The sequence below is a fragment of the Pantoea sp. MQR6 genome (assembly GCF_022761075.1).
GTDB classification, from domain to species: Bacteria; Pseudomonadota; Gammaproteobacteria; order Enterobacterales; family Enterobacteriaceae; genus Pantoea; species Pantoea phytostimulans.
In genome coordinates, this window is the sequence record NZ_JAKYXB010000007.1 from 51,035 (window position 1) to 70,115 (window position 19,081).

Here is a 19,081-nt window from a genome sequence, read left to right on the forward strand (position 1 = left end):
GTTAAACCAATGATGTTCGACTGGTCTGAAATTGATACCGTGCTGCTCGATATGGACGGCACGCTGCTTGATCTGGCGTTTGATCGCCATTTTTGGTTGGAGCATGTACCGGAAGCACTCAGCCTGCAACGGGGTATTACGCTGGCGCAGGCCGAGCAGATCATTGCGGAAAAGTATCAGGCCGTCGCGCATACGCTAAACTGGTATTGTCTGGATTATTGGGCGCAGGAGCTGGCGCTGGATATTCGTGCCATGACCTGGGAGAAGCGCAGCCGCGCTAAGATGCGCGAAGATACGCTGCCTTTTTTGCAGGCTCTTCGTCGCGCCGGCAAGCGCACCATTTTGCTCACCAATGCGCATCCTTACAATCTGGACGTCAAACTGGCTCAAACCGGTTTAGCGCCACACCTTGATTTATTACTTTCTACCCACACCTTTGGGTATCCGAAAGAAGACCAACGTTTATGGCAAGCGGTACAACAGCAAACCGGATTTATTAGTCCGCGTACGCTGTTTATTGATGACAACGAAGCGATTCTGGATGCCGCAAAGGTTTGGGGCATTGGCTGGTGCTTAGGCGTGAGTAATCCCGATTCGGGTCGACCTGAGCAACTCTTTCAGCGTCATGTCGCAGTAAGCGATTACCGCACGCTGATTTGATTCAGGAGCAGCGATGAAAGAAAAAGTTAGCGAGGGCGTGCGCCTCGACAAATGGTTATGGGCCGCGCGCTTTTATAAAACCCGCTCAATCGCGCGTGAAATGATTGAAGGCGGCAAAGTGCATTACAACGGCCAGCGCAGCAAACCCAGCAAACTGGTTGAGCTGAATGCTGAGTTGACGCTGCGGCAGGGCAATGACGAACGCACCGTGGTGATTATGGACGTAAGCGATCAGCGTCGTCCCGCCAGTGAAGCACAACAACTGTATCGTGAAACCGACGCCAGCATTGAGAAGCGCGAGAAAATGGCGCAGGCGCGCAAAATGAATGCACTCACGATGCCACATCCCGATCGCCGACCAGATAAAAAAGAGCGTCGCGATCTGATGAAATTTAAATTATCGGGCGATGAGTAGCGCTACACCTTTCAGGCGCTGAAACGCCTCGCCCTCACCGAGAGAAAACCTATGTCTGTACAAGATCAACTGCATCGTTACCTGTTTGAAAACGCGGCCGTGCGCGGCGAGCTGGTGAACGTCTCCAATACCTGGCATGAGACCGTTAAAAATCATGATTATCCTGCGCCAGTGCAGACGCTATTGGGCGAAATGCTGGTTGCAACCAGCCTGCTGACCGCAACGCTGAAATTTGACGGTGAAATTACCGTACAGCTGCAGGGCGATGGCCCGCTGTCGCTGGCGGTGATCAACGGCAACAATAACCAGGAACTGCGCGGCGTAGCACGTTTTAAAGGTGAAATCCCCGATGACAGCACACTGAAAAGCATGGTGGGCAACGGTTATCTGGTCATCACTATTTCGCCAGAAAAAGGCGAGCGTTATCAAGGCGTAGTGGGTCTGGAAGGTGAAACGCTGGCCGAGTGTCTGGAAGATTATTTCATGCGTTCTGAACAGCTGCCTACGCGTCTGTTTATTCGTACCAATGAAAAAGGCGCGGCAGGCATCCTGCTACAAGTCATGCCTGCACAAGAGACCAATAAAGACGATTTTGATCATCTTGCAGCGCTCACCGAAACCATCAAAACCGAAGAGCTGATTGACCTGCCAGCCAACGACGTGCTGTGGCGTTTATATCATCAGGAAGAAGCCACCGTTTATGAACCGCAGCCAGTCGTTTACAAATGTACCTGTTCGCGCGAGCGTTGTGGTGATGTGTTAAAAACGCTACCACAGGAAGAAGTCGATGAGATCATTGAAGAAGATGGCAAAATCGACATGCACTGTGATTATTGCGGGTCGCATTACATTTTTGATGCAGTAGACATTGCGGCTATCCGCACCAATACGGTCGAAAACAGCGATCGTTTGCACTAATTTTTTGCGGGCGGCCTTGCCGCCCTTTTCAATTCCTGCCACCTATCCCCATAATTTTCAAAGCAAATTATCTTTTTTTACTTTCTTAACAACTTCAAAACGTTCGAAATATCACCTTAACGCGCCCTGCGTCGCATTTCTGAGGAACAAGACTTTTACCGAGGTTTCAGAAGAGTAAACTGCGCGCGATCGTGCAGTTGCCTGAAAAATGACGGCATGAAAACTGCATGACTCCAACCTTTCTCTGCCTTTGCAGAACAGATACTGATTTGAGGAGCAGTAAAATGCGCGTTAACGGCCTGACCTCGCAAGACCTTGCCGACATGGGCATCATTGATACTACGGAAGTGGTTTATAACCCTGATTACGACACGCTATTTCAGGAAGAGACTCGCCCGGAACTCGAAGGTTTTGAACGTGGCACCCTGACGCACAGCGGCGCAATTGCGGTGGATACGGGTATTTTCACCGGTCGCTCGCCCAAGGATAAGTACATCGTTCGTGATGACACCACGCGCGATACCCTGTGGTGGAACGATCAGGGAACCGGCAAAAATGACAACCAGCCGCTTTCTCAGGAAACCTGGCAAGCGTTGAAAACCTGTGTCACGCAGCAGCTGTCCGGGAAACGTTTATTTGTAATTGATGCCTTTTGTGGTGCCAACCCCGATTCACGTTTAAGCGTACGCTTTATTACCGAAGTCGCGTGGCAAGCGCACTTTGTTAAGAACATGTTCATTCAGCCAAATGAAGAGGAACTGGCGACCTTTAAGCCCGATTTCGTGGTCATGAATGGCGCTAAATGTACCAATCCAAACTGGCAAGAACAGGGCCTGAACTCTGAGAATTTCATTGCTTTCAATCTCACTGAACGCATGCAACTGATTGGCGGAAGCTGGTACGGTGGCGAGATGAAGAAAGGCCTGTTTGCGGTAATGAACTATTTGCTGCCACTCAAGGGTATTGCTTCTATGCACTGTTCGGCAAACGTCGGCAAAGCGGGCGATGTAGCGGTGTTCTTTGGTCTTTCCGGTACCGGTAAAACGACGCTGTCGACCGATCCTGATCGCCAGCTGATTGGTGATGATGAACATGGCTGGGATGATGACGGCGTGTTTAACTTCGAAGGGGGTTGCTACGCCAAAACCATCAACCTTTCTGAGCAGGCCGAGCCGGAAATTTACCGTGCTATTCGCCGCAATGCCTTGCTGGAAAACGTGGTGGTACGCGCCGATGGCAGCGTGGACTATGCCGACGGCAGCAAAACTGAGAATACCCGCGTCTCCTACCCAATCAATCACATCGACAACATCGTTCAACCCGTATCTAAAGCGGGACACGCAAAGAAAGTGATCTTCCTGACGGCTGATGCCTTCGGCGTTCTGCCAGCCGTTTCGCGCTTAACGCCAGAGCAAACGCAGTATCACTTCCTTTCTGGCTTTACCGCTAAGCTGGCGGGTACGGAACGCGGCGTCACGCAGCCGACACCAACCTTCTCTGCTTGTTTTGGTGCCGCCTTTCTGATGTTGCATCCCACTCAGTACGCTGAGGTACTGGTGAAGCGCATGGAAGCCGCGGGCGCGCAGGCTTATCTGGTCAATACCGGCTGGAACGGCAGCGGTAAACGCATCTCGCTGAAAGATACCCGCGCCATCATCAACGCGATTTTGGCCGGCGAGCTGGATGATGCACCCACTGAAACACTGCCGATTTTCAATCTGCAGATGCCGAAAAGCTTGGGTGATCTGGATGCCTCGAAGCTGGATCCCCGCAGCAGTTGGGAAAGCGAAGAGAAATGGCATGAAGCCGCGCAGGATCTGGCGCAGCGCTTTATTGTTAACTTCGAGAAATATACCGATAACGCTGCAGGCGCCGCATTGGTAAACGCGGGTCCACAACGCTAAAAAACAGAGGCGCGGCGATCACTGCCGCGCCTGATTTAGCTTGGTACGCTCAGGCTGGTGACGGCCGGAGCGGGTGTTTCGACTAACGGCAACCAGGCTCGAATGCGTAACCCTCCGCGTTCGCTTTCACCAATTTCCAGTGAACCCTGATGCGCATCAATAATGCGCTGTACAATCGCTAAGCCTAAACCGGTGCCGCTGGTGCTGCGTGCACTGTCACCGCGTACAAAGGGCTGGAACAGATGCGCAAGCTGATCGGGCTTAATGCCCGGACCATCATCTTCAACCTGAAACCACGCGCGATGCAGTTCATGGCCACTACTCACTTTTATCCAGCCGTTGCCGTAGCGTGCCGCATTCACCACCAGATTCGCTAATGCACGCTTAATCGAAAGTGGGTTGATATTGAGCATCAGCTCTTCTGGCATCACCGCATTTTCAATCTCGCGCTCGTAGCCGCTTTCTGCTGCGACAACTTCACCTAACACGCTGTTCAAATCGGCACGCTCGGTTTGCATCTCCTGACCCGTGCGAAGGTAGTCGATGAACTGTTCGATGATGGCATTACACTCTTCGATGTCTTTGTTAATCGACTCGGCAAGGTAACCATCCTGCTCGCTCATCATCTCGGTTGCGAGACGAATACGCGTCAGCGGCGTACGTAGATCGTGGCTGACACCCGCCATCAGTAATGTGCGATCGTCAGCCAGCTGCTTCACGCCCGCCGCCATTTGGTTAAAAGCACGCGTCACCGAACGCACTTCTGAAGCGCCATATTCGCGCAGCGGCGGCGGAATCATGCCTTTACCCACCTGCAACGCGGCGTGTTCCAAATCGACCAAGGGTCGGTTCTGAATACGAATAAACAGCCAGGCGCCACCAATCGCCAGCAGCATGATGGCTAAGGTGTAACGGAACAGTGGCGAGAAGTCGCCTTGATGGATCTCGGTCAGCGGCACACGCACCCAGATATCGGGCGACAGCCAGGTTTTCAGCCACACGACCGGCGAATTTTTGTTAACTTCAACCCGCACATCGGTTGGACCACCGAGTTGCTGGCCCATTTGTTCACTGAGAAATTCATAGTGCTGCGCCCAACGCAATCCGCCCTCCTCTGCTGCCGCGTTGGTGTAGAGCGAAATACCCAGCTCGCGATAGATTTCCCGACGAAACGCCGGTGGCACTTCTAACTGCGTCCCATCTTCCAGCTGCAATCGGTCTGTCATCAACATACGAACTTCGTAAGCGAGGACTTTATTGAACTGCTGCAAACTTGGCAGAATGGCGAAGTTAAGCACCACCAGATAGGTCGTTACCAGGCTGACAAACAGCAAGGTAACGATCAACAGCAAAGTGCGGGCAAAGGAACTGCGGGGCGAGAAGCGCAGCCGCCTCATGCTTTACTGCCGTCCGGCACAAAGACGTAGCCCAAACCCCAAACGGTCTGGATATAGCGCGGGTGCGCCGGATCTTCTTCCACCATACGGCGCAGGCGGGAGATCTGTACGTCGATAGAACGTTCCATGGCGCTGTATTCGCGGCCACGCGCCAGGTTCATCAACTTATCACGCGATAACGGTTCACGCGGGTGGCTAACCAGCGCTTTCAATACCGCAAACTCACCGCTGGTTAATGGCATCGGCTCATCTTCACGGAACATTTCGCGCGTACCCAGGTTCAGCTTGAATTTACCAAAGGCGATTACCGCTTCTTCCTGCGAAGGCGCGCCCGGCAATTCGTTGGCCTGACGACGCAGCACAGCACGAATACGCGCCAGCAGTTCACGTGGATTAAACGGTTTTGGAATGTAGTCATCCGCGCCAATTTCTAATCCAACGATGCGATCAACCTCTTCCCCTTTTGCCGTCACCATAATGATCGGCATTGGATTACTTTGGCTGCGCAAACGGCGGCAGATCGACAAACCATCTTCGCCCGGCAGCATCAAATCCAGCACCATCAGGTGAAAAGATTCGCGGGTTAACAAACGATCCATCTGTTCGGCGTTAGCGACACTGCGCACCTGAAAGCCCTGCTCGGTGAGATAGCGTTCGAGCAGCGCGCGCAAACGCATATCATCATCCACGACCAGAATTTTGTAGTTCTCTTGCATTTTTGTACTCCCAAAGGCGCTATTGCCTGAGCCGATATTGTTAAAAAAACATGCCTTATAGTGACAGTCATTAATGGTTTATATTCTAGCCGAAATTGTTACAAAGCATATTAAACAGGAGCTTATATTTAAATTTACCGCTTCGCTGGAGCGTAAAAAGCTCGTTTAACAGCGGGTTGAGATGTTTCCAACAATTCCGAAATTTCGCCAAATTTTCTTTGATTCACTGGCGCCATAATGAAGCCGATTTTTATTCGAGCATGAAATTCAGCGAGTTAGCAGATAATTTGACTTAAACGCGAGCTTTCGATCCCTGTGAACTCCATTTAAGCCACTTCTGAAGCAAAATATCAGCATAAAATCCCGCTAATTAGCGCTTATTCACATTTCCCCTCTCGGATTAATTTCAACGCCTTGCCCTTCAAGACCAATATCGGTTAAAGCCCAATAAATCAATCAGTAAAGTCATCTTTTCGCCCTGAATAATTTCACTCAGACTGCATTGGCATCACGCTTTGCGATGTCATTACGGGGATAAAACTATGAAAAAAATCGTATTACTGCTGAGTGCGCTGGCGCTGACCAGTGTTAACCCGGTTTATGCCGCTACGGCAACAGGTGAAGCCGCAGGTGCACAAGCGTCGACCACGGCACAAGGTAACTCAAACGCCATTGGCGTGGGTGCAGTCGCCGCGCTGTTTGGCGTTGCGCTCGCAACCGCGGGCGGCGGCGGTGATGGCCACGGTAATGGCACATCAACCACCACGTCGACTCAGGCCGGAAAATAATTAAACCACGTTTAGAATACCCTTTCTGTGTTAGCCAGTTTCGCCACCGGGGAAGTCAACGTGGGTTTTTAACCTTTAAAAACCCTTTCCCCGACTCTTTTTTGCCAACCTGCATTTGTTTTACACTGCGCTTCTTTAAACACTTTTGGCTGCTGCTGTATGAAAACCCGACTTATTACCCGCGAAGGCTTTAACCAGCTGAAAGCCGAACTCGATTATCTCTGGCGCGAAGAGCGACCCGAAGTTACTAAGAAAGTGACCTGGGCCGCCAGCCTGGGCGATCGCAGCGAAAACGCTGATTATCAATACAACAAAAAACGCCTGCGTGAAATTGATCGTCGAGTCCGTTATCTCACCAAAAGCATTGAGCAGTTACGCATCGTAGATTATTCACCGCAGCAGGATGGCAAAGTCTTTTTTGGCGCGTGGGTAGAAGTTGAGAATGATGCCGGTGAGACGAAACGCTTTCGTATCGTCGGTTACGACGAGATTTTTGGCCGCAAAGATTACATCTCTATCGACTCACCCATGGCGCGCGCGTTGCTGAAAAAAGAGGTCGGCGATGCCGCAACGGTAGAGACGCCAATCGGCCCCGCGCTGTGGTACGTCAACGAAATTAATTATCTGGAATAGCGATTCAGAATATCGCCTAAAGGCGCCCGCATCGCTGGCAATTTCAACCATCAATCCGTATAACTGTCCGCTATTTCTTAACCCTGTAAGCAAGACAGTTGATGATGATGAAAGATACGCTGAGCCACATAATTGCAAGTGAGCTGCAGGCGCGAGCAGAGCAAGTTGATGCCGCCGTTCGCCTGTTGGACGAAGGGAATACCGTGCCGTTTATTGCACGTTATCGTAAAGAGGTGACCGGCGGATTGGATGATACCCAACTGCGCCAGCTGGAAACCCGCCTCAGCTATCTGCGTGAACTGGAAGAGCGCCGCCAGTCGATTCTTAAATCGATTGATGAGCAGGGTAAACTCACCGACGACCTCGCTAAATCCATCAATACCACGCTCAGCAAAACCGAACTCGAAGACCTTTACCTGCCTTATAAACCCAAGCGCCGTACGCGTGGGCAGATAGCGATTGAAGCCGGGCTGACACCGCTGGCTGAGACTTTATGGCAAGATCCTTCTCACGATCCTGAGCAGTTAGCCGCAGGTTACGTTGATGCCGACAAAGGCGTCGCAGATGTTCGTGCTGCGCTGGATGGCGCACGCTACATTTTGATGGAACGCTTCGCTGAAGACGCCACGCTGTTGGCTAAAGTGCGTAATTACCTGTGGAAAAATGCGCATCTGGTCTCACGCGTGGTCGAAGGTAAAGAAGAAGCGGGTGCAAAATTCCGTGACTATTTCGATCATCATGAAGCGCTAAACAGCGTACCTTCACACCGGGCACTGGCGATGCTGCGTGGACGTAATGAAGGCGTATTACAGCTGTCGCTGAATGCCGATCCACAGTTTGACGAAGCCCCACGTGAAAGCCACGGCGAAACGCTAATTGCTGATCACCTAAACCTGCGATTGAATAACGCGCCAGCCGATACCTGGCGCAAAGCGGTGGTGAGCTGGACGTGGCGCATCAAAGTGATGCTGCACCTTGAAACAGAATTGATGGGCACGGTGCGCGAGCGCGCAGAAGACGAAGCCATCAATGTGTTTGCCCGCAACATGCATGACCTGTTGATGGCTGCGCCCGCAGGTATGCGTTCCACCATGGGCCTTGATCCAGGCCTGCGTACGGGTGTGAAAGTGGCGGTTGTTGATGCCACCGGCAAGTTGGTCGCGACTGATACGATTTATCCCCATACTGGCCAGACCGCGAAAGCTGCTGCCGCTGTTGCCGCGCTTTGTGCGAAACATCAGGTTGAACTGGTGGCGATTGGTAATGGTACCGCTTCACGCGAGACCGAACGCTTCTTCCTGGACGTACAAAAACAGTTTCCACACATCACCGCACAGAAAGTGATCGTCAGCGAAGCGGGTGCATCCGTCTATTCCGCATCAGAACTGGCGGCGTTGGAGTTCCCTGATTTAGATGTCTCCATTCGTGGTGCGGTTTCCATCGCTCGCCGTTTGCAAGATCCGCTGGCTGAGTTGGTGAAGATTGATCCGAAATCGATTGGTGTCGGTCAGTATCAACATGACGTCAGCCAAAGCCAGTTAGCGAAAAAGCTGGACGCCGTAGTAGAAGATTGCGTGAACGCCGTAGGCGTTGACCTGAATACGGCTTCGGTGCCGCTGCTCACTCGCGTAGCGGGTTTGACACGCATGATGGCGCAAAACATTGTCAGCTGGCGTGATGAAAATGGCCGTTTCCAAAACCGTCAACAGCTGTTGAAAGTCAGCCGCTTAGGGCCGAAAGCCTTTGAGCAATGTGCCGGATTCTTGCGCATTAACCATGGCGACAATCCGCTTGATGCCTCAACGGTTCATCCGGAAGCCTATCCCGTGGTGGAGCGCATTCTGGCCGCCACTGAGCAAGCGCTGAACGACCTGATGGGAAATCCATCTGGCCTGCGCGACATCAAAGCCGTGGATTTTACCGATGCGCGGTTTGGTCTGCCGACCGTCACTGACATCATTAAAGAGTTGGAAAAACCGGGCCGCGATCCCCGTCCAGAGTTTAAAACAGCGCAGTTTGCTGAGGGCGTTGAAACCCTGAACGATTTGATGCCAGGTATGGTGCTGGAAGGCGCAGTAACCAACGTGACCAACTTTGGCGCTTTCGTTGATATTGGCGTCCATCAGGATGGTTTAGTGCATATCTCTTCGCTTTCCGACAAGTTCGTGGACGATCCTCACAAGGTGGTCAAAGCCGGTGATATCGTTAAAGTGAAAGTGATGGAAGTGGATTTGCAGCGCAAACGTATCGCGCTGACCATGCGTCTTGATGAGCAGCCAGGTGAAAGCAATGCGCGCAGCAGTAACCGCAGCGCACCGCGTGAAAACGCTCGCCCAGCGGCGGCAAAAGGACGCTCACGTCCTGCCAACTCGCCGGCGGGTAATAGCGCAATGGGCGATGCATTAGCGGCGGCTTTCGGTAAGAAGTAGTCGCATCGGAAGCCTTGTTAGATTGACGCCGTTTGTCCCCCATCTCCGCCTTCCCCCGCTTTGCGGGGGAAGGCGACGCTGCTACATGTTGACACCGAATTCGCATGTTGCAGCGTCTTCCTCCCCCATGTATGGGGGAGGACCGAGGTGGGGGACAAACGACCCCGCACAATAAAGGACCGAGGTGGGGACAATTCCACCACCCAATCCAACCCAAATCTCATTGCCGAAGTGGAAAATCCTCGCTAGCACACTACGCTAAAAACACGCCTGTCATAAAAACAACACCTGCTGTGGCACCCAATTTGCGATGGAAACGATCACTGCTTTAATCGATAAGATTTATGCTGACACCTTTCCACAGGCCTCGCGTGAGCGCCTGCTTGCCAATATTGCCGAGGCGCGCGACGCAGTAAAGTTGCCGCGAAAAGCGCATTGGGATGAACAGGATGTGGTGTTAATTACCTACGCCGATCAGTTTCGCGAGCCGGATAAACCTACGCTCAGCAGTTTCTCACACTTTTATCAGCAGCATCTGCAATCCACCTTTCCGCTGGTGCATCTGCTGCCATTTTTTCCTTACTCTTCCGATGATGGTTTTTCAGTGATTGATTATCACCAGGTTAACCCGCTGTGTGGCGAATGGTCGGATGTCGCCACGCTGCATCAGGAAACCCGGTTGATGTTTGATTTCGTCTGCAACCATATGTCGGCGCACAGTGCGTGGTTTAAACACTTCCTGGCGCAGGATCCCGGTTGGGACAACTTCTTTATCAGCATGCCGCCCGCCACCGATCTCAGCGCCGTAACGCGGCCGCGAACGTCACCATTGCTCACACCGTTTGAGATGGCGGATGGCGAAACACGCTACATATGGACCACTTTCAGCGCCGACCAAATCGATCTCAATTTCGCCAATCCCGAAGTATTGATCCGTATGGTGAATGTCCTGCTCGATTATTTGGCGCGCGGTGCCGATTACGTGCGGCTGGACGCGGTGGGCTATATGTGGAAAACACCTGGCACCAACTGCATCCATCTGGAAAAAACGCATCAGCTGGTTAAGCTGTTCCGTGCAATTTCCAATGTGGTCGCGCCAGGCACGGTGATCATCACTGAAACTAACGTGCCGCATAAAGATAACATCAGCTATCTCGGTAACGGCCAAGATGAAGCGCAGATGGTGTATCAATTTTCACTCCCGCCACTGGTGCTGCATGCGATCCATTCTGGCTCAGGTCGTGCGCTGCGTCAGTGGGCTGGCACGCTCGATTTAAGTCATCGCGGTACAACTTTTTTTAACTTTCTGGCTTCGCATGATGGGATTGGTTTGAACCCAGCTCGTGGCATTTTGACGGAGATAGAGATCGTAGCGCTGGTGCGCGATCTGGCACTGGAAGGCGCCTTGGTCTCGTATAAAAACAATGCTGATGGCACCACCAGCCCCTATGAAATCAATGTTACCTATCTCGATGCGTTGAATCGTCAGGAAGATAACGACGAAACTCGCCTCAAGCGCTTCCTGCTGGCACACGCTATTTTACTGGCATTTCCTGGCGTGCCGGCGATTTACATTCAAAGCATGTTGGGGTCGCGAAATGATTATGACGGCGTGCGGGCAGCAGGTCATAACCGCGCCATCAACCGTCAAAAGTATGATTTGCACGAGATCGAATCGGCGCTGGTGGGTGGCGACTGGTTGCGGCAGCAGGTTTATACCCAACTCAGCCAGCTGATTCAGTTGCGCCGACGCCAACCCGCCTTTCATCCCGATAACGCCATGACGCTGTTCGACAGTGAAAATGCTTTACTGGTGCTGAAACGCCATCTGCCTGATAGCGAAGCGGGTTTACTGTGCGTGTTCAATCTCAGCAGTCGAAAAGTAGAAACGCGTTTGCCAGAGGCGCGCACATTGCAGGACGTAATCAGCGGGGAAAAAATAGAAGGCACCCAGCCTTTAACGCTGGATGCCTGGCAGTTTATGTGGCTACGAGGTTAATTATTTATAGACGTCAGCAACGGCGCTGAATTTGCCATGTTCACGACCCGCAATCACCAGATAATAGCGACCACCCTTTTCGTCAGCCATTTTAGAGAGTTCTTTTTTTGCATCCATCGGCGAAGTGGTTTCTGCCGTAGTGGTTACCGTAGCAATTTTCTCAAGATTCATTTTCTGCACATCTTCTTTGGTTACTTCTTTAGCCGCCAGAGCAGAAAACGAAACGGCACTCATCATCACTGAAGCCAAAACCCATTTCATAACCTTCATTTGTTTACCCTCATTCATTATCCATTGTTGAGATGTAAGCAGCCGCAAAATGCGATAAGGCAATATGGAACGGCATAGTCCAATCCATGACTATTCACATATAAATACTCTTCATATTTCGAACCGCAGGCGTGTTGGCTGTTCTCGCTCATCCGAATCACTGACTTTAGTCAGCGCATCGCGATTCACTCTTTTGCCGCCTTCCTGCAATTCGAATTATTTAGGGTATAAGTGCAGCGGCTGTGCTCACGAATGAAGTATTGCCGCTACCTGCGATTTTGCCAGTTTTGTAACACGTTATGTCGGCAAATCTTTGATGAAACACAGGATATGTTGAACGAAAGTGTCGGGATGGGAAATAAAAGGAGCATGGGACGCCTTCTCCATCACGATAGAAGGTGACGCGGGCAGCGCGTCGTCTAGCGGCTGCGCAATACGGCGCGGCACCAGGCCATCCAGCGATCCGTAAAGGCGCAGGAACGGCAAATTAATCTCAGGTAATGCGCTGCGCAGATCCACGTGATGCAGAATCTCCAGTCCACCTTCAAGCACCTCTACCGCAGGCATCGGTTGCGACAATACGATCTCTTTGAGCTGACGTGCGTCGGCGCGTGCGCTTTCACTTCCCAGCGTCTGCAGCGCTAAAAATCGTTCAACAGTGCGTTGAAAATTATGACTCAACTGCTGTTGAAAGCTCTGAAGCGTTTCTGGTTTGATGCCTGGCCATTCATCGTTGGCGGTAAAACAAGGTGAGGAGGCAACGGTAATCAACGCACGTAGCCGCTCCGGCGCAGTTAATGCTAGCTGCGTCGCTACTAAGCCGCCTAATGACCAACCCAGCACCACAGCGCGTGGCGGCAGCAACGGCAGCAGCTGTTGCACCATCTCATCCAACGTTAGCGCGGAAAAACCCTGACTGCGGCCATATCCCGGCAGATCCACCAGATGCAGGCGAAATTGTGCACTGAGCCGCGGAACAATGCTTTGCCACACTTCCGCATTCAGTCCCCAGCCGTGCAGCAGCACAAGATCTGCATCCCCTTCTCCGCAGGTGTGCCAGTAAAGCGACGTCATCAGTTACTATCCCAAAATTGATAAGGAGGTCGCTATGCTACCAATGCCCGCCCTTTGTTGGCTATGCGCATTACCGCTGCGTTTTGCCCATCACGGTATTTGCAGTTGCTGCTTACGCGGTTTACCGAAGCTGCCCATGCTTTGCCCACGATGTGGATTACCCGCTTCTTCCCTGCGTTCACCGTGTGGCCGATGCCTGCGTGAGCCGCCCGCGTGGCAAGCCTTGATATGCGTTACCGGCTATCACGCGCCGCTGAGTCACTGGATACATCAGCTAAAATTTTCTCGCGTTACCGCACTCAAGGTGATGCTGGCGCGGCTGCTTTTGCTAAGCTGGTTGTATGCATACCGCACACGGTTACTCACGCGGCCCGATTTACTGCTGTGCGTGCCGCTGCATCACCGACGTGGCTGGCAGCGTGGTTACAATCAAACTGCCCTGTTAGCTCAACCGCTGGCGCGCTGGCTGGGATGTGAATTTAGCCAAGGCTTGCGGCGTCATTATCAAGGCGCATTGCAGCATCAACTCAGCGCAAAGCAGCGCCGCACCAATTTGCGAGGTGCATTCGGTCTTGAAATTGCGGTACGCGGACGCCATATCGCCCTTATCGACGATGTGATCACCACAGGCAGCACGGTAGAAGAAATTAGCCGTTTTTTACTGGCGCAGGGCGCGGCCAGTGTGCAGGTTTGGTGCCTGTGCCGTACCTTGTAGAGCATCCGTGATGGGCGTATTATAACCAACTAAATTAGTCAACTATTGAGCAATCGACATGATCCGAATTACTGATTCTGCCCAAGAGCACTTTTCAAAACTGCTGTCCAAACAAGAAGACGGCACCCAGATTCGCGTATTCGTGATTAACCCGGGTACGCCAACAGCGGAGTGCGGTGTTTCCTACTGCCCGCCAGATGCCGTTGAATCTACTGATACCGAACTCAAGTTCGAAAAACTTTCTGCCTATGTAGACGAGCTGAGCAAACCTTATTTAGAAGATGCCGAAATTGACTTCGTTACCGATAACCTCGGTTCGCAGTTAACGCTGAAAGCGCCAAACGCCAAAATGCGTAAAGTCTCTGACGATGCGCCGATGATTGAGCGCGTTGAATACCTGCTACAGGCGCAGATCAACCCGCAGCTCGCCGGTCACGGTGGCCAGGTTTCATTGATGGAAATTACTGAAGATGGTTATGCGATTCTGCAATTTGGCGGCGGCTGTAACGGCTGTTCAATGATCGACGTGACGCTGAAAGATGGCATTGAGAAAGAGCTGCTGGCGGCTTTTCCAGAGTTAAAAGGCGTGCGTGATCTGACCGAACACCAGCGTGGCGAACACTCTTATTACTGATCAGATTTAACGATCATTAAGCGCGACAGTTTAGCTGTCGCGCTTTCATTTTCAGTTCGCTTTACGTCGCTGACTCACCGTTTTCAGCAATTTCTGCACCTCTTTATCCGCAAAGATTTCCTCTAACGGCTGCGTCAATTTGCGTCGCCAGTTGGGATATTGCTCAACCGTGCCCGGCACATTGACTGGCGTGGTCATTCCCAACCAATCTTCCGGCTGCAATCCCAGTAATGCACTTTGGGTATCGGCCAAAAATCGATGAATCGCCTGATTAAGCTGCGGCGACATCGCTAATTTATCTGCCTGTTTTGCACTGCGTGCCGGCAGTGATCCGGCTTTATGCAGCGCATTCAGCAGCGCCTGTTTCTGCGCCGTTCGCTGTTCAAGCAGCGGCTGCACCGCGTCAGCGGGATACAAACCTATCTTTTCGCCCAACTGCAAATCACCGGCATCCCAAAAACCGCTTAACGTCGGCAGATCGTGGGTGCTGGCGCTGGAGATCGACTGCCGTGGATATTCCTCGGGTGAGCGATACTCCCCGTCGCGCTGTTGTTCAAACCACAGTACCTTCCAGGAGAAAATACCGCTGTTGCGCAGCAGGCTGATAATCTCTTTCGGCACGGTGCCAAGATCTTCTCCAATCACCATGCAGCGCAAGCGCTGGCTTTCCAGCGCTAAAATGCCCAGCAAATCGTCTACCGGATAGGCGACGTAAGCGCCTTTATCCGCGGTTTCTCCAGCGGGCACCCACCAGAGCCGCAGTAGCGACATGACGTGATCAATACGCAGCGCCCCACAATCGCGCATATTAGCGCGCAGCATATCGATAAACGGCTGATAACCCCGCGCTTTCATCACATGCGGATCCATCGGCGGTAATCCCCAATATTGACCCAGCGGCCCCAGCCGATCGGGAGGCGCGCCGATGGAAGCTTTCAGGCGATAGAGCTCCGGGTCGTGCCAGGTTTCCGCGCTGCCTTCCGCCACGCCAACGGCTAAATCCCGGTACAGCCCAACGCTCATGCCCAATGTTTGACTGACTTGCCAGCATTGGGAAAACTGTTGCTGCGCCAAAAATTGCAGCCATTGCCAGAAAGCGATTTCATCTTCGTTCTGTTCACACCAATGTTGCACGTCAGGAAGCTGGCTGTTGCGCCACCCTTCTGGCCAGGCCGGCCAGCCCCAATGCTGTGCATTGCCTGCACGACGCTCTGCCTGCACACCTTCGTATACCGCCTGATAACGTAGGCTATCTCCGCCTTCACGCACGAAAGCCGCAAAGGCGCGCTTCTCTTCATTTTCTTCATCACGTGGCTGAAATTCTGTCCACGCATGGCGCAGCGCCGTCAGTTTCAGCGCCATCACCGCCTCGTAATCAACCAAATCATTTTCACGAGCTTCAGCCAGCGCACGCTGTGTTTTGGCGCTTTTCCACCACTTTTGTGCCGCCGCGCTCTGCTGGAAATCCACCACTTGCGACACGTCTATATAGATGATGTTCAGCCAGCGTCGTGAAGAAGGACTGTAAGGGCTGGCGAATTCGGGACTGGCGGGATAGAGCGCATGCAGTGGATTCAACCCTACAAAGTCGCCGCCGTTTGCAGCAAGCTGTTGCACCAACTGCTGTAAATCACCGAAATCGCCGATACCCCAGTTTTTAGCTGAGCGCACGGTATATAACTGCACCAGCGCGCCCCAACGCTTTTCACCGTCACGCAGTGCTGGCGGCAGATAACAACGGCGCGGCGTAACGATAATACGCGTTTGCCATTGCTGCTTGCCCTTGCTGAGTGTCAGCTGGTGATAACCCTGTCCGAGCGGCGAAGGCAGGGTAAAAAGTTCACCGCCAACAAGTATTCCCTCAAACTGCTTCCCTGCTTCACTGCGCAGCTGCCAGTGATACTCGCCCCGCCCTTGCGGTGTCAGCTGACGTTTGCGACTACCACTGAATACCGCAACCGGTGGTAAGGGCGTTTTTTTGCCTTTATCGGGGTTATCCATCACCGCCAGCAAAGCGCGTTTGGTTTCATCGCTGATCGCTTCGGGTTGACCTTTGGCATTGATATATTCCAGCGAAATTCCAGCAGCACGCGCTGCCTTATCAAGTGCATTTTCTTTCATCGCCGCTCCTTAGCATTTAGCGTGCTTTGAGTGTTGCCATTGATGGATTAGAGCGGCTTCAAAATGTGCTTTTTCGAGATTTTGCAGCGACATATCACTCCCTTCTGAATCCGTTGGAGGTTACGCGAAACCGGCATGCGCACGAGCTGACCACAACGAGCCAGCGAAGAGTTAAGTAAAGACGCGAGTGCAAAAAAAAGCGACAGTAATCAAAGAAAAACGCCAGCATTATGCTGGCGCTGAGGGGATTAGCAGAGTTCGAGGTGAACTTCGTGTTGTTCAATCACTTTTAATACGCTGGCAGGTGGCGCTTGGTCAGTGTAGAGATAATCGAGCAGGCTCATATTGCCCAAATTAACCATCGCGTTGCGACCGAATTTAGAGTGATCCACCACCAGCATGACGCAGCGTGAGTTCTCAATGATGGCACGCTTGGTACGAACTTCATGATAATCAAACTCCAGCAGCGAGCCATCCATATCAATGCCGCTGATACCGAGAATGCCGTAATCGAGGCGGAACTGCGAAATGAAGTCCAGCGTGGCTTCACCCATGACCGCACCGTCGCGGGTGCGCACTTCGCCACCCGCAATAATCACCCGGAAATCAGGTTTGCCCATTAACAGCATCGCTACGTTAAGGTTGTTGGTCACAACCCGCAAATCGTTATGGTTGAGTAGCGCATGCGCTACCGCTTCCGGCGTGGTACCGATGTCGATAAACAGCGTAGCGCCGTCCGGGATCTGGCTAGCAACACGCTGAGCAATACGCGCTTTTTCTTCCGACAACATCATTTTACGATCTTGCCAGGCGGTATTTTCAGAGCTGGAGGGCAGCGCCGCGCCACCATGATGGCGTTGAATTTTGTTTTGATCGGCAAGGTCGTTCAAATCGCGACGAATGGTTTGCGGGCTCACTTCGAAGTGATCTACCAGCTCTTCGGTACTGACATAACCCTGGCGCCGAACCAGATCGATAATGGCGTCATGACGTTGCGTCTGCTTCACATTGCTCTCCTGTTTTCGGCCGGTGGCCGCTGTTCTTTTTATTACGCCTGACGGCGCTTCGTTTTGCGCGTATCAACAAAAGCCATGGCTAATCCCACCACTAAACCGGCAACGTGCGCCGCGTTGGCAATGGCCAGACCCAATGCGCCAAACCAGCCAATCACTAGCCAGACAAGGGCGAATCCAATCAAACCTCGTTCGAGGTAAATACCGCTGTCGGGATCGCGTTCGCCGCGTAGCCAGCAATATCCCATCAAGGCGTAAACCACACCCGACAAACCACCAAACCAGATACCGCTGAATTTAGCCTGCATCCAGCCACTAAGCAGGGCGGAAATCAGCAGGATGACAAACAGCTTACCGCTGCCTAGCCGTTTTTCGACGGCGCCGCCGAGATACCACCACCACATCAGGTTGAACAAAATGTGCAGCAGCGAAAAATGCAAAAAGGCGTGGCTGAACCAGCGCCACACTTCCAGATATTGATCCGGGCCATCTGGCCAGGCGAGCCAGTACATTACGGTACGGTCGCCAACGATCTGCATCAGAATAAACACCGCAATACAGACCACCATTCCAGTAAGCGTTAGCGGCCCCGCTCGCTCGCGGATATTCGCCCAGAAGTTAGTGCGCTCATAGCGCAAACCGCTGTCGGTTTTGCCGCTGTGCCAGCTGGCTGCTCGATACCGTGGATGATTCGGATCGTGCACAAACTGTTGAAGTTCGTTTTCGACCATCGACAGTTTGCTTTCATCATCCAACATGATGACGTAATGGCTTTCGTGCTCAATACGCAGCGTAACGCCGCGCGTTGCCATGTAATCGACGAACGCCTGCGCCATGCGCGGCTGATTGAATTGGGTAATGCGCATGATACGTAACTCTCCATGTGACGATGTGCTGTTTAAACGCTGCCGTTAGCGACCTGCATCGGGAAAGCAGCACGCCAGGCATCAAAACCGCCATCAATGCTATAAGCCGCCGCAAATCCCTGACTCAACAAATATTGTGCTGCGCTTTTGCTGCTGTTGCCGTGATAACACATCACCAACACCGGTAATGTTTGATCGGCATCCGCAATAAAGGCGTTGAGGTTGCTGTTTGACAGGTGCAAGGCTCCCGCAGCGTGGCCAAGCGCGAAACTTTGTGGATCGCGTATATCCACCAGCAGCGCGCCCTGCTCCAGCTGCGCCTGTGCCTGCTGAACATCAATACATTCGAAGGTTTCCATGGTGTCTCTCATTACTGCGTCACAATTAGCGCCTAGTGTAACCCGAGAATTAGCGCCAATAACCTGACAAACACTGCGGACTTGTATTTTTTTCACGTTCAGAATGTTAGCTATATCACGCAAAAATGTTTTTACCGGGTTAAAAGCTGGCATCAATGTTGGTTTACGAT

Annotated in this window: 18 protein-coding genes; 10 read left to right on the plus strand and 8 right to left on the minus strand. The window is 52.4% G+C overall.

Features of this window, described 5'->3' with window-relative positions:
• Positions 1-12: 12 nt before the first annotated feature.
• The 4 genes from yrfG (at position 13) to pckA (ending at position 3,897) form a co-directional block, all read left to right on the plus strand.
• The gene (gene yrfG / locus MUG06_RS20410) at positions 13-660 is read left to right on the plus strand and encodes a GMP/IMP nucleotidase (protein WP_243079953.1); all 648 of its coding nucleotides are present in this window, start codon (positions 13-15) and stop codon (positions 658-660) included.
• 13 nt (positions 661-673) lie between these two features.
• Positions 674-1,075 carry a ribosome-associated heat shock protein Hsp15 gene (gene hslR / locus MUG06_RS20415; RefSeq protein WP_215845384.1) on the plus strand — a complete coding sequence of 134 codons (402 nt, stop codon included), beginning with the start codon at positions 674-676 and terminating at the stop codon, positions 1,073-1,075.
• A gap of 51 nt (positions 1,076-1,126) precedes the next feature.
• On the plus strand, positions 1,127-1,993 hold the full coding sequence (gene hslO / locus MUG06_RS20420; protein WP_215845383.1) for an Hsp33 family molecular chaperone HslO: 867 nt from the start codon (positions 1,127-1,129) through the stop codon (positions 1,991-1,993).
• Positions 1,994-2,277: 284 nt separating this feature from the next.
• On the plus strand, positions 2,278-3,897 hold the full coding sequence (pckA, locus tag MUG06_RS20425) for a phosphoenolpyruvate carboxykinase (ATP) (protein WP_243079859.1): 1,620 nt from the start codon (positions 2,278-2,280) through the stop codon (positions 3,895-3,897).
• Between the two features lie 35 nt (positions 3,898-3,932).
• Here pckA and envZ read toward each other — a convergent pair whose 3' ends face one another.
• Both envZ and ompR read right to left on the minus strand, forming a co-directional pair.
• Positions 3,933-5,294 (minus strand): two-component system sensor histidine kinase EnvZ, encoded by a 1,362-nt coding sequence (gene envZ / locus MUG06_RS20430; RefSeq protein ID WP_243079860.1) that lies wholly within the window; start codon positions 5,292-5,294, stop codon positions 3,933-3,935.
• Positions 5,291-6,010 (minus strand): two-component system response regulator OmpR, encoded by a 720-nt coding sequence (gene ompR / locus MUG06_RS20435; RefSeq protein ID WP_001157751.1) that lies wholly within the window; start codon positions 6,008-6,010, stop codon positions 5,291-5,293. The genes envZ and ompR overlap by 4 nt, the downstream gene beginning before the upstream one ends.
• Positions 6,011-6,552: 542 nt before the next feature.
• On the opposite strand from ompR, the gene yjbE reads away from it, so the two are divergent.
• From yjbE to MUG06_RS20455, 4 genes are all read left to right on the plus strand, one after another.
• Entirely contained in the window at positions 6,553-6,798 is a 246-nt protein-coding gene (gene yjbE, locus MUG06_RS20440; protein WP_243079861.1) for an exopolysaccharide production protein YjbE, read from the plus strand.
• A gap of 159 nt (positions 6,799-6,957) precedes the next feature.
• Complete coding sequence (gene greB / locus MUG06_RS20445; RefSeq protein WP_243079862.1) at positions 6,958-7,431, plus strand: transcription elongation factor GreB; 474 nt, start codon at positions 6,958-6,960, stop codon at positions 7,429-7,431.
• 104 nt (positions 7,432-7,535) lie between these two features.
• Positions 7,536-9,860, plus strand: coding sequence for a Tex family protein (locus MUG06_RS20450; protein ID WP_243079954.1), 2,325 nt, complete (start codon positions 7,536-7,538; stop codon positions 9,858-9,860).
• A 310-nt stretch (positions 9,861-10,170) separates the two neighbouring features.
• Positions 10,171-11,859, plus strand: coding sequence for an alpha-amylase family glycosyl hydrolase (locus MUG06_RS20455; protein ID WP_243079863.1), 1,689 nt, complete (start codon positions 10,171-10,173; stop codon positions 11,857-11,859).
• Here MUG06_RS20455 and MUG06_RS20460 read toward each other — a convergent pair whose 3' ends face one another.
• Together MUG06_RS20460 and bioH are read right to left on the minus strand one after the other, a co-directional pair.
• A complete protein-coding gene (locus tag MUG06_RS20460; protein WP_243079864.1) occupies positions 11,860-12,129 on the minus strand; it encodes a DUF1471 domain-containing protein in 270 nt (89 codons plus the stop codon).
• 297 nt (positions 12,130-12,426) lie between these two features.
• Positions 12,427-13,203 carry a pimeloyl-ACP methyl ester esterase BioH gene (gene bioH / locus MUG06_RS20465; protein ID WP_243079865.1) on the minus strand — a complete coding sequence of 259 codons (777 nt, stop codon included), beginning with the start codon at positions 13,201-13,203 and terminating at the stop codon, positions 12,427-12,429.
• Between the two features lie 34 nt (positions 13,204-13,237).
• Between bioH and gntX the strand changes: the two genes are divergently transcribed.
• Both gntX and nfuA read left to right on the plus strand, forming a co-directional pair.
• Complete coding sequence (gene gntX, locus MUG06_RS20470) at positions 13,238-13,918, plus strand: DNA utilization protein GntX (protein ID WP_243079866.1); 681 nt, start codon at positions 13,238-13,240, stop codon at positions 13,916-13,918.
• 58 nt (positions 13,919-13,976) lie between these two features.
• Complete coding sequence (gene nfuA / locus MUG06_RS20475; RefSeq protein WP_215845378.1) at positions 13,977-14,552, plus strand: Fe-S biogenesis protein NfuA; 576 nt, start codon at positions 13,977-13,979, stop codon at positions 14,550-14,552.
• A gap of 51 nt (positions 14,553-14,603) precedes the next feature.
• Here nfuA and malQ read toward each other — a convergent pair whose 3' ends face one another.
• From malQ to glpE, 4 genes are all read right to left on the minus strand, one after another.
• A complete protein-coding gene (malQ, locus tag MUG06_RS20480) occupies positions 14,604-16,673 on the minus strand; it encodes a 4-alpha-glucanotransferase (protein WP_243079867.1) in 2,070 nt (689 codons plus the stop codon).
• 248 nt (positions 16,674-16,921) lie between these two features.
• Complete coding sequence (locus MUG06_RS20485) at positions 16,922-17,680, minus strand: DeoR/GlpR family transcriptional regulator (protein ID WP_215845376.1); 759 nt, start codon at positions 17,678-17,680, stop codon at positions 16,922-16,924.
• Between the two features lie 41 nt (positions 17,681-17,721).
• Positions 17,722-18,552, minus strand: coding sequence for a rhomboid family intramembrane serine protease GlpG (glpG, locus tag MUG06_RS20490; protein WP_215845375.1), 831 nt, complete (start codon positions 18,550-18,552; stop codon positions 17,722-17,724).
• 32 nt (positions 18,553-18,584) lie between these two features.
• On the minus strand, positions 18,585-18,911 hold the full coding sequence (glpE, locus tag MUG06_RS20495; RefSeq protein WP_215845374.1) for a thiosulfate sulfurtransferase GlpE: 327 nt from the start codon (positions 18,909-18,911) through the stop codon (positions 18,585-18,587).
• Positions 18,912-19,081 lie beyond the last annotated feature (170 nt).

Coding starts and splice junctions, on each gene's coding strand:
- yrfG (WP_243079953.1), top strand. CDS start 13: ATGTTCGACTGGTCTGAAATTGATACCGTGCTGCTCGATATGGACGGC.
- hslR (WP_215845384.1), top strand. CDS start 674: ATGAAAGAAAAAGTTAGCGAGGGCGTGCGCCTCGACAAATGGTTATGG.
- hslO (WP_215845383.1), top strand. CDS start 1,127: ATGTCTGTACAAGATCAACTGCATCGTTACCTGTTTGAAAACGCGGCC.
- pckA (WP_243079859.1), top strand. CDS start 2,278: ATGCGCGTTAACGGCCTGACCTCGCAAGACCTTGCCGACATGGGCATC.
- envZ (WP_243079860.1), bottom strand. CDS start 5,294: ATGAGGCGGCTGCGCTTCTCGCCCCGCAGTTCCTTTGCCCGCACTTTG.
- ompR (WP_001157751.1), bottom strand. CDS start 6,010: ATGCAAGAGAACTACAAAATTCTGGTCGTGGATGATGATATGCGTTTG.
- yjbE (WP_243079861.1), top strand. CDS start 6,553: ATGAAAAAAATCGTATTACTGCTGAGTGCGCTGGCGCTGACCAGTGTT.
- greB (WP_243079862.1), top strand. CDS start 6,958: ATGAAAACCCGACTTATTACCCGCGAAGGCTTTAACCAGCTGAAAGCC.
- MUG06_RS20450 (WP_243079954.1), top strand. CDS start 7,536: ATGATGAAAGATACGCTGAGCCACATAATTGCAAGTGAGCTGCAGGCG.
- MUG06_RS20455 (WP_243079863.1), top strand. CDS start 10,171: ATGGAAACGATCACTGCTTTAATCGATAAGATTTATGCTGACACCTTT.
- MUG06_RS20460 (WP_243079864.1), bottom strand. CDS start 12,129: ATGAAGGTTATGAAATGGGTTTTGGCTTCAGTGATGATGAGTGCCGTT.
- bioH (WP_243079865.1), bottom strand. CDS start 13,203: ATGACGTCGCTTTACTGGCACACCTGCGGAGAAGGGGATGCAGATCTT.
- gntX (WP_243079866.1), top strand. CDS start 13,238: ATGCTACCAATGCCCGCCCTTTGTTGGCTATGCGCATTACCGCTGCGT.
- nfuA (WP_215845378.1), top strand. CDS start 13,977: ATGATCCGAATTACTGATTCTGCCCAAGAGCACTTTTCAAAACTGCTG.
- malQ (WP_243079867.1), bottom strand. CDS start 16,673: ATGAAAGAAAATGCACTTGATAAGGCAGCGCGTGCTGCTGGAATTTCG.
- glpG (WP_215845375.1), bottom strand. CDS start 18,552: ATGCGCATTACCCAATTCAATCAGCCGCGCATGGCGCAGGCGTTCGTC.
- glpE (WP_215845374.1), bottom strand. CDS start 18,911: ATGGAAACCTTCGAATGTATTGATGTTCAGCAGGCACAGGCGCAGCTG.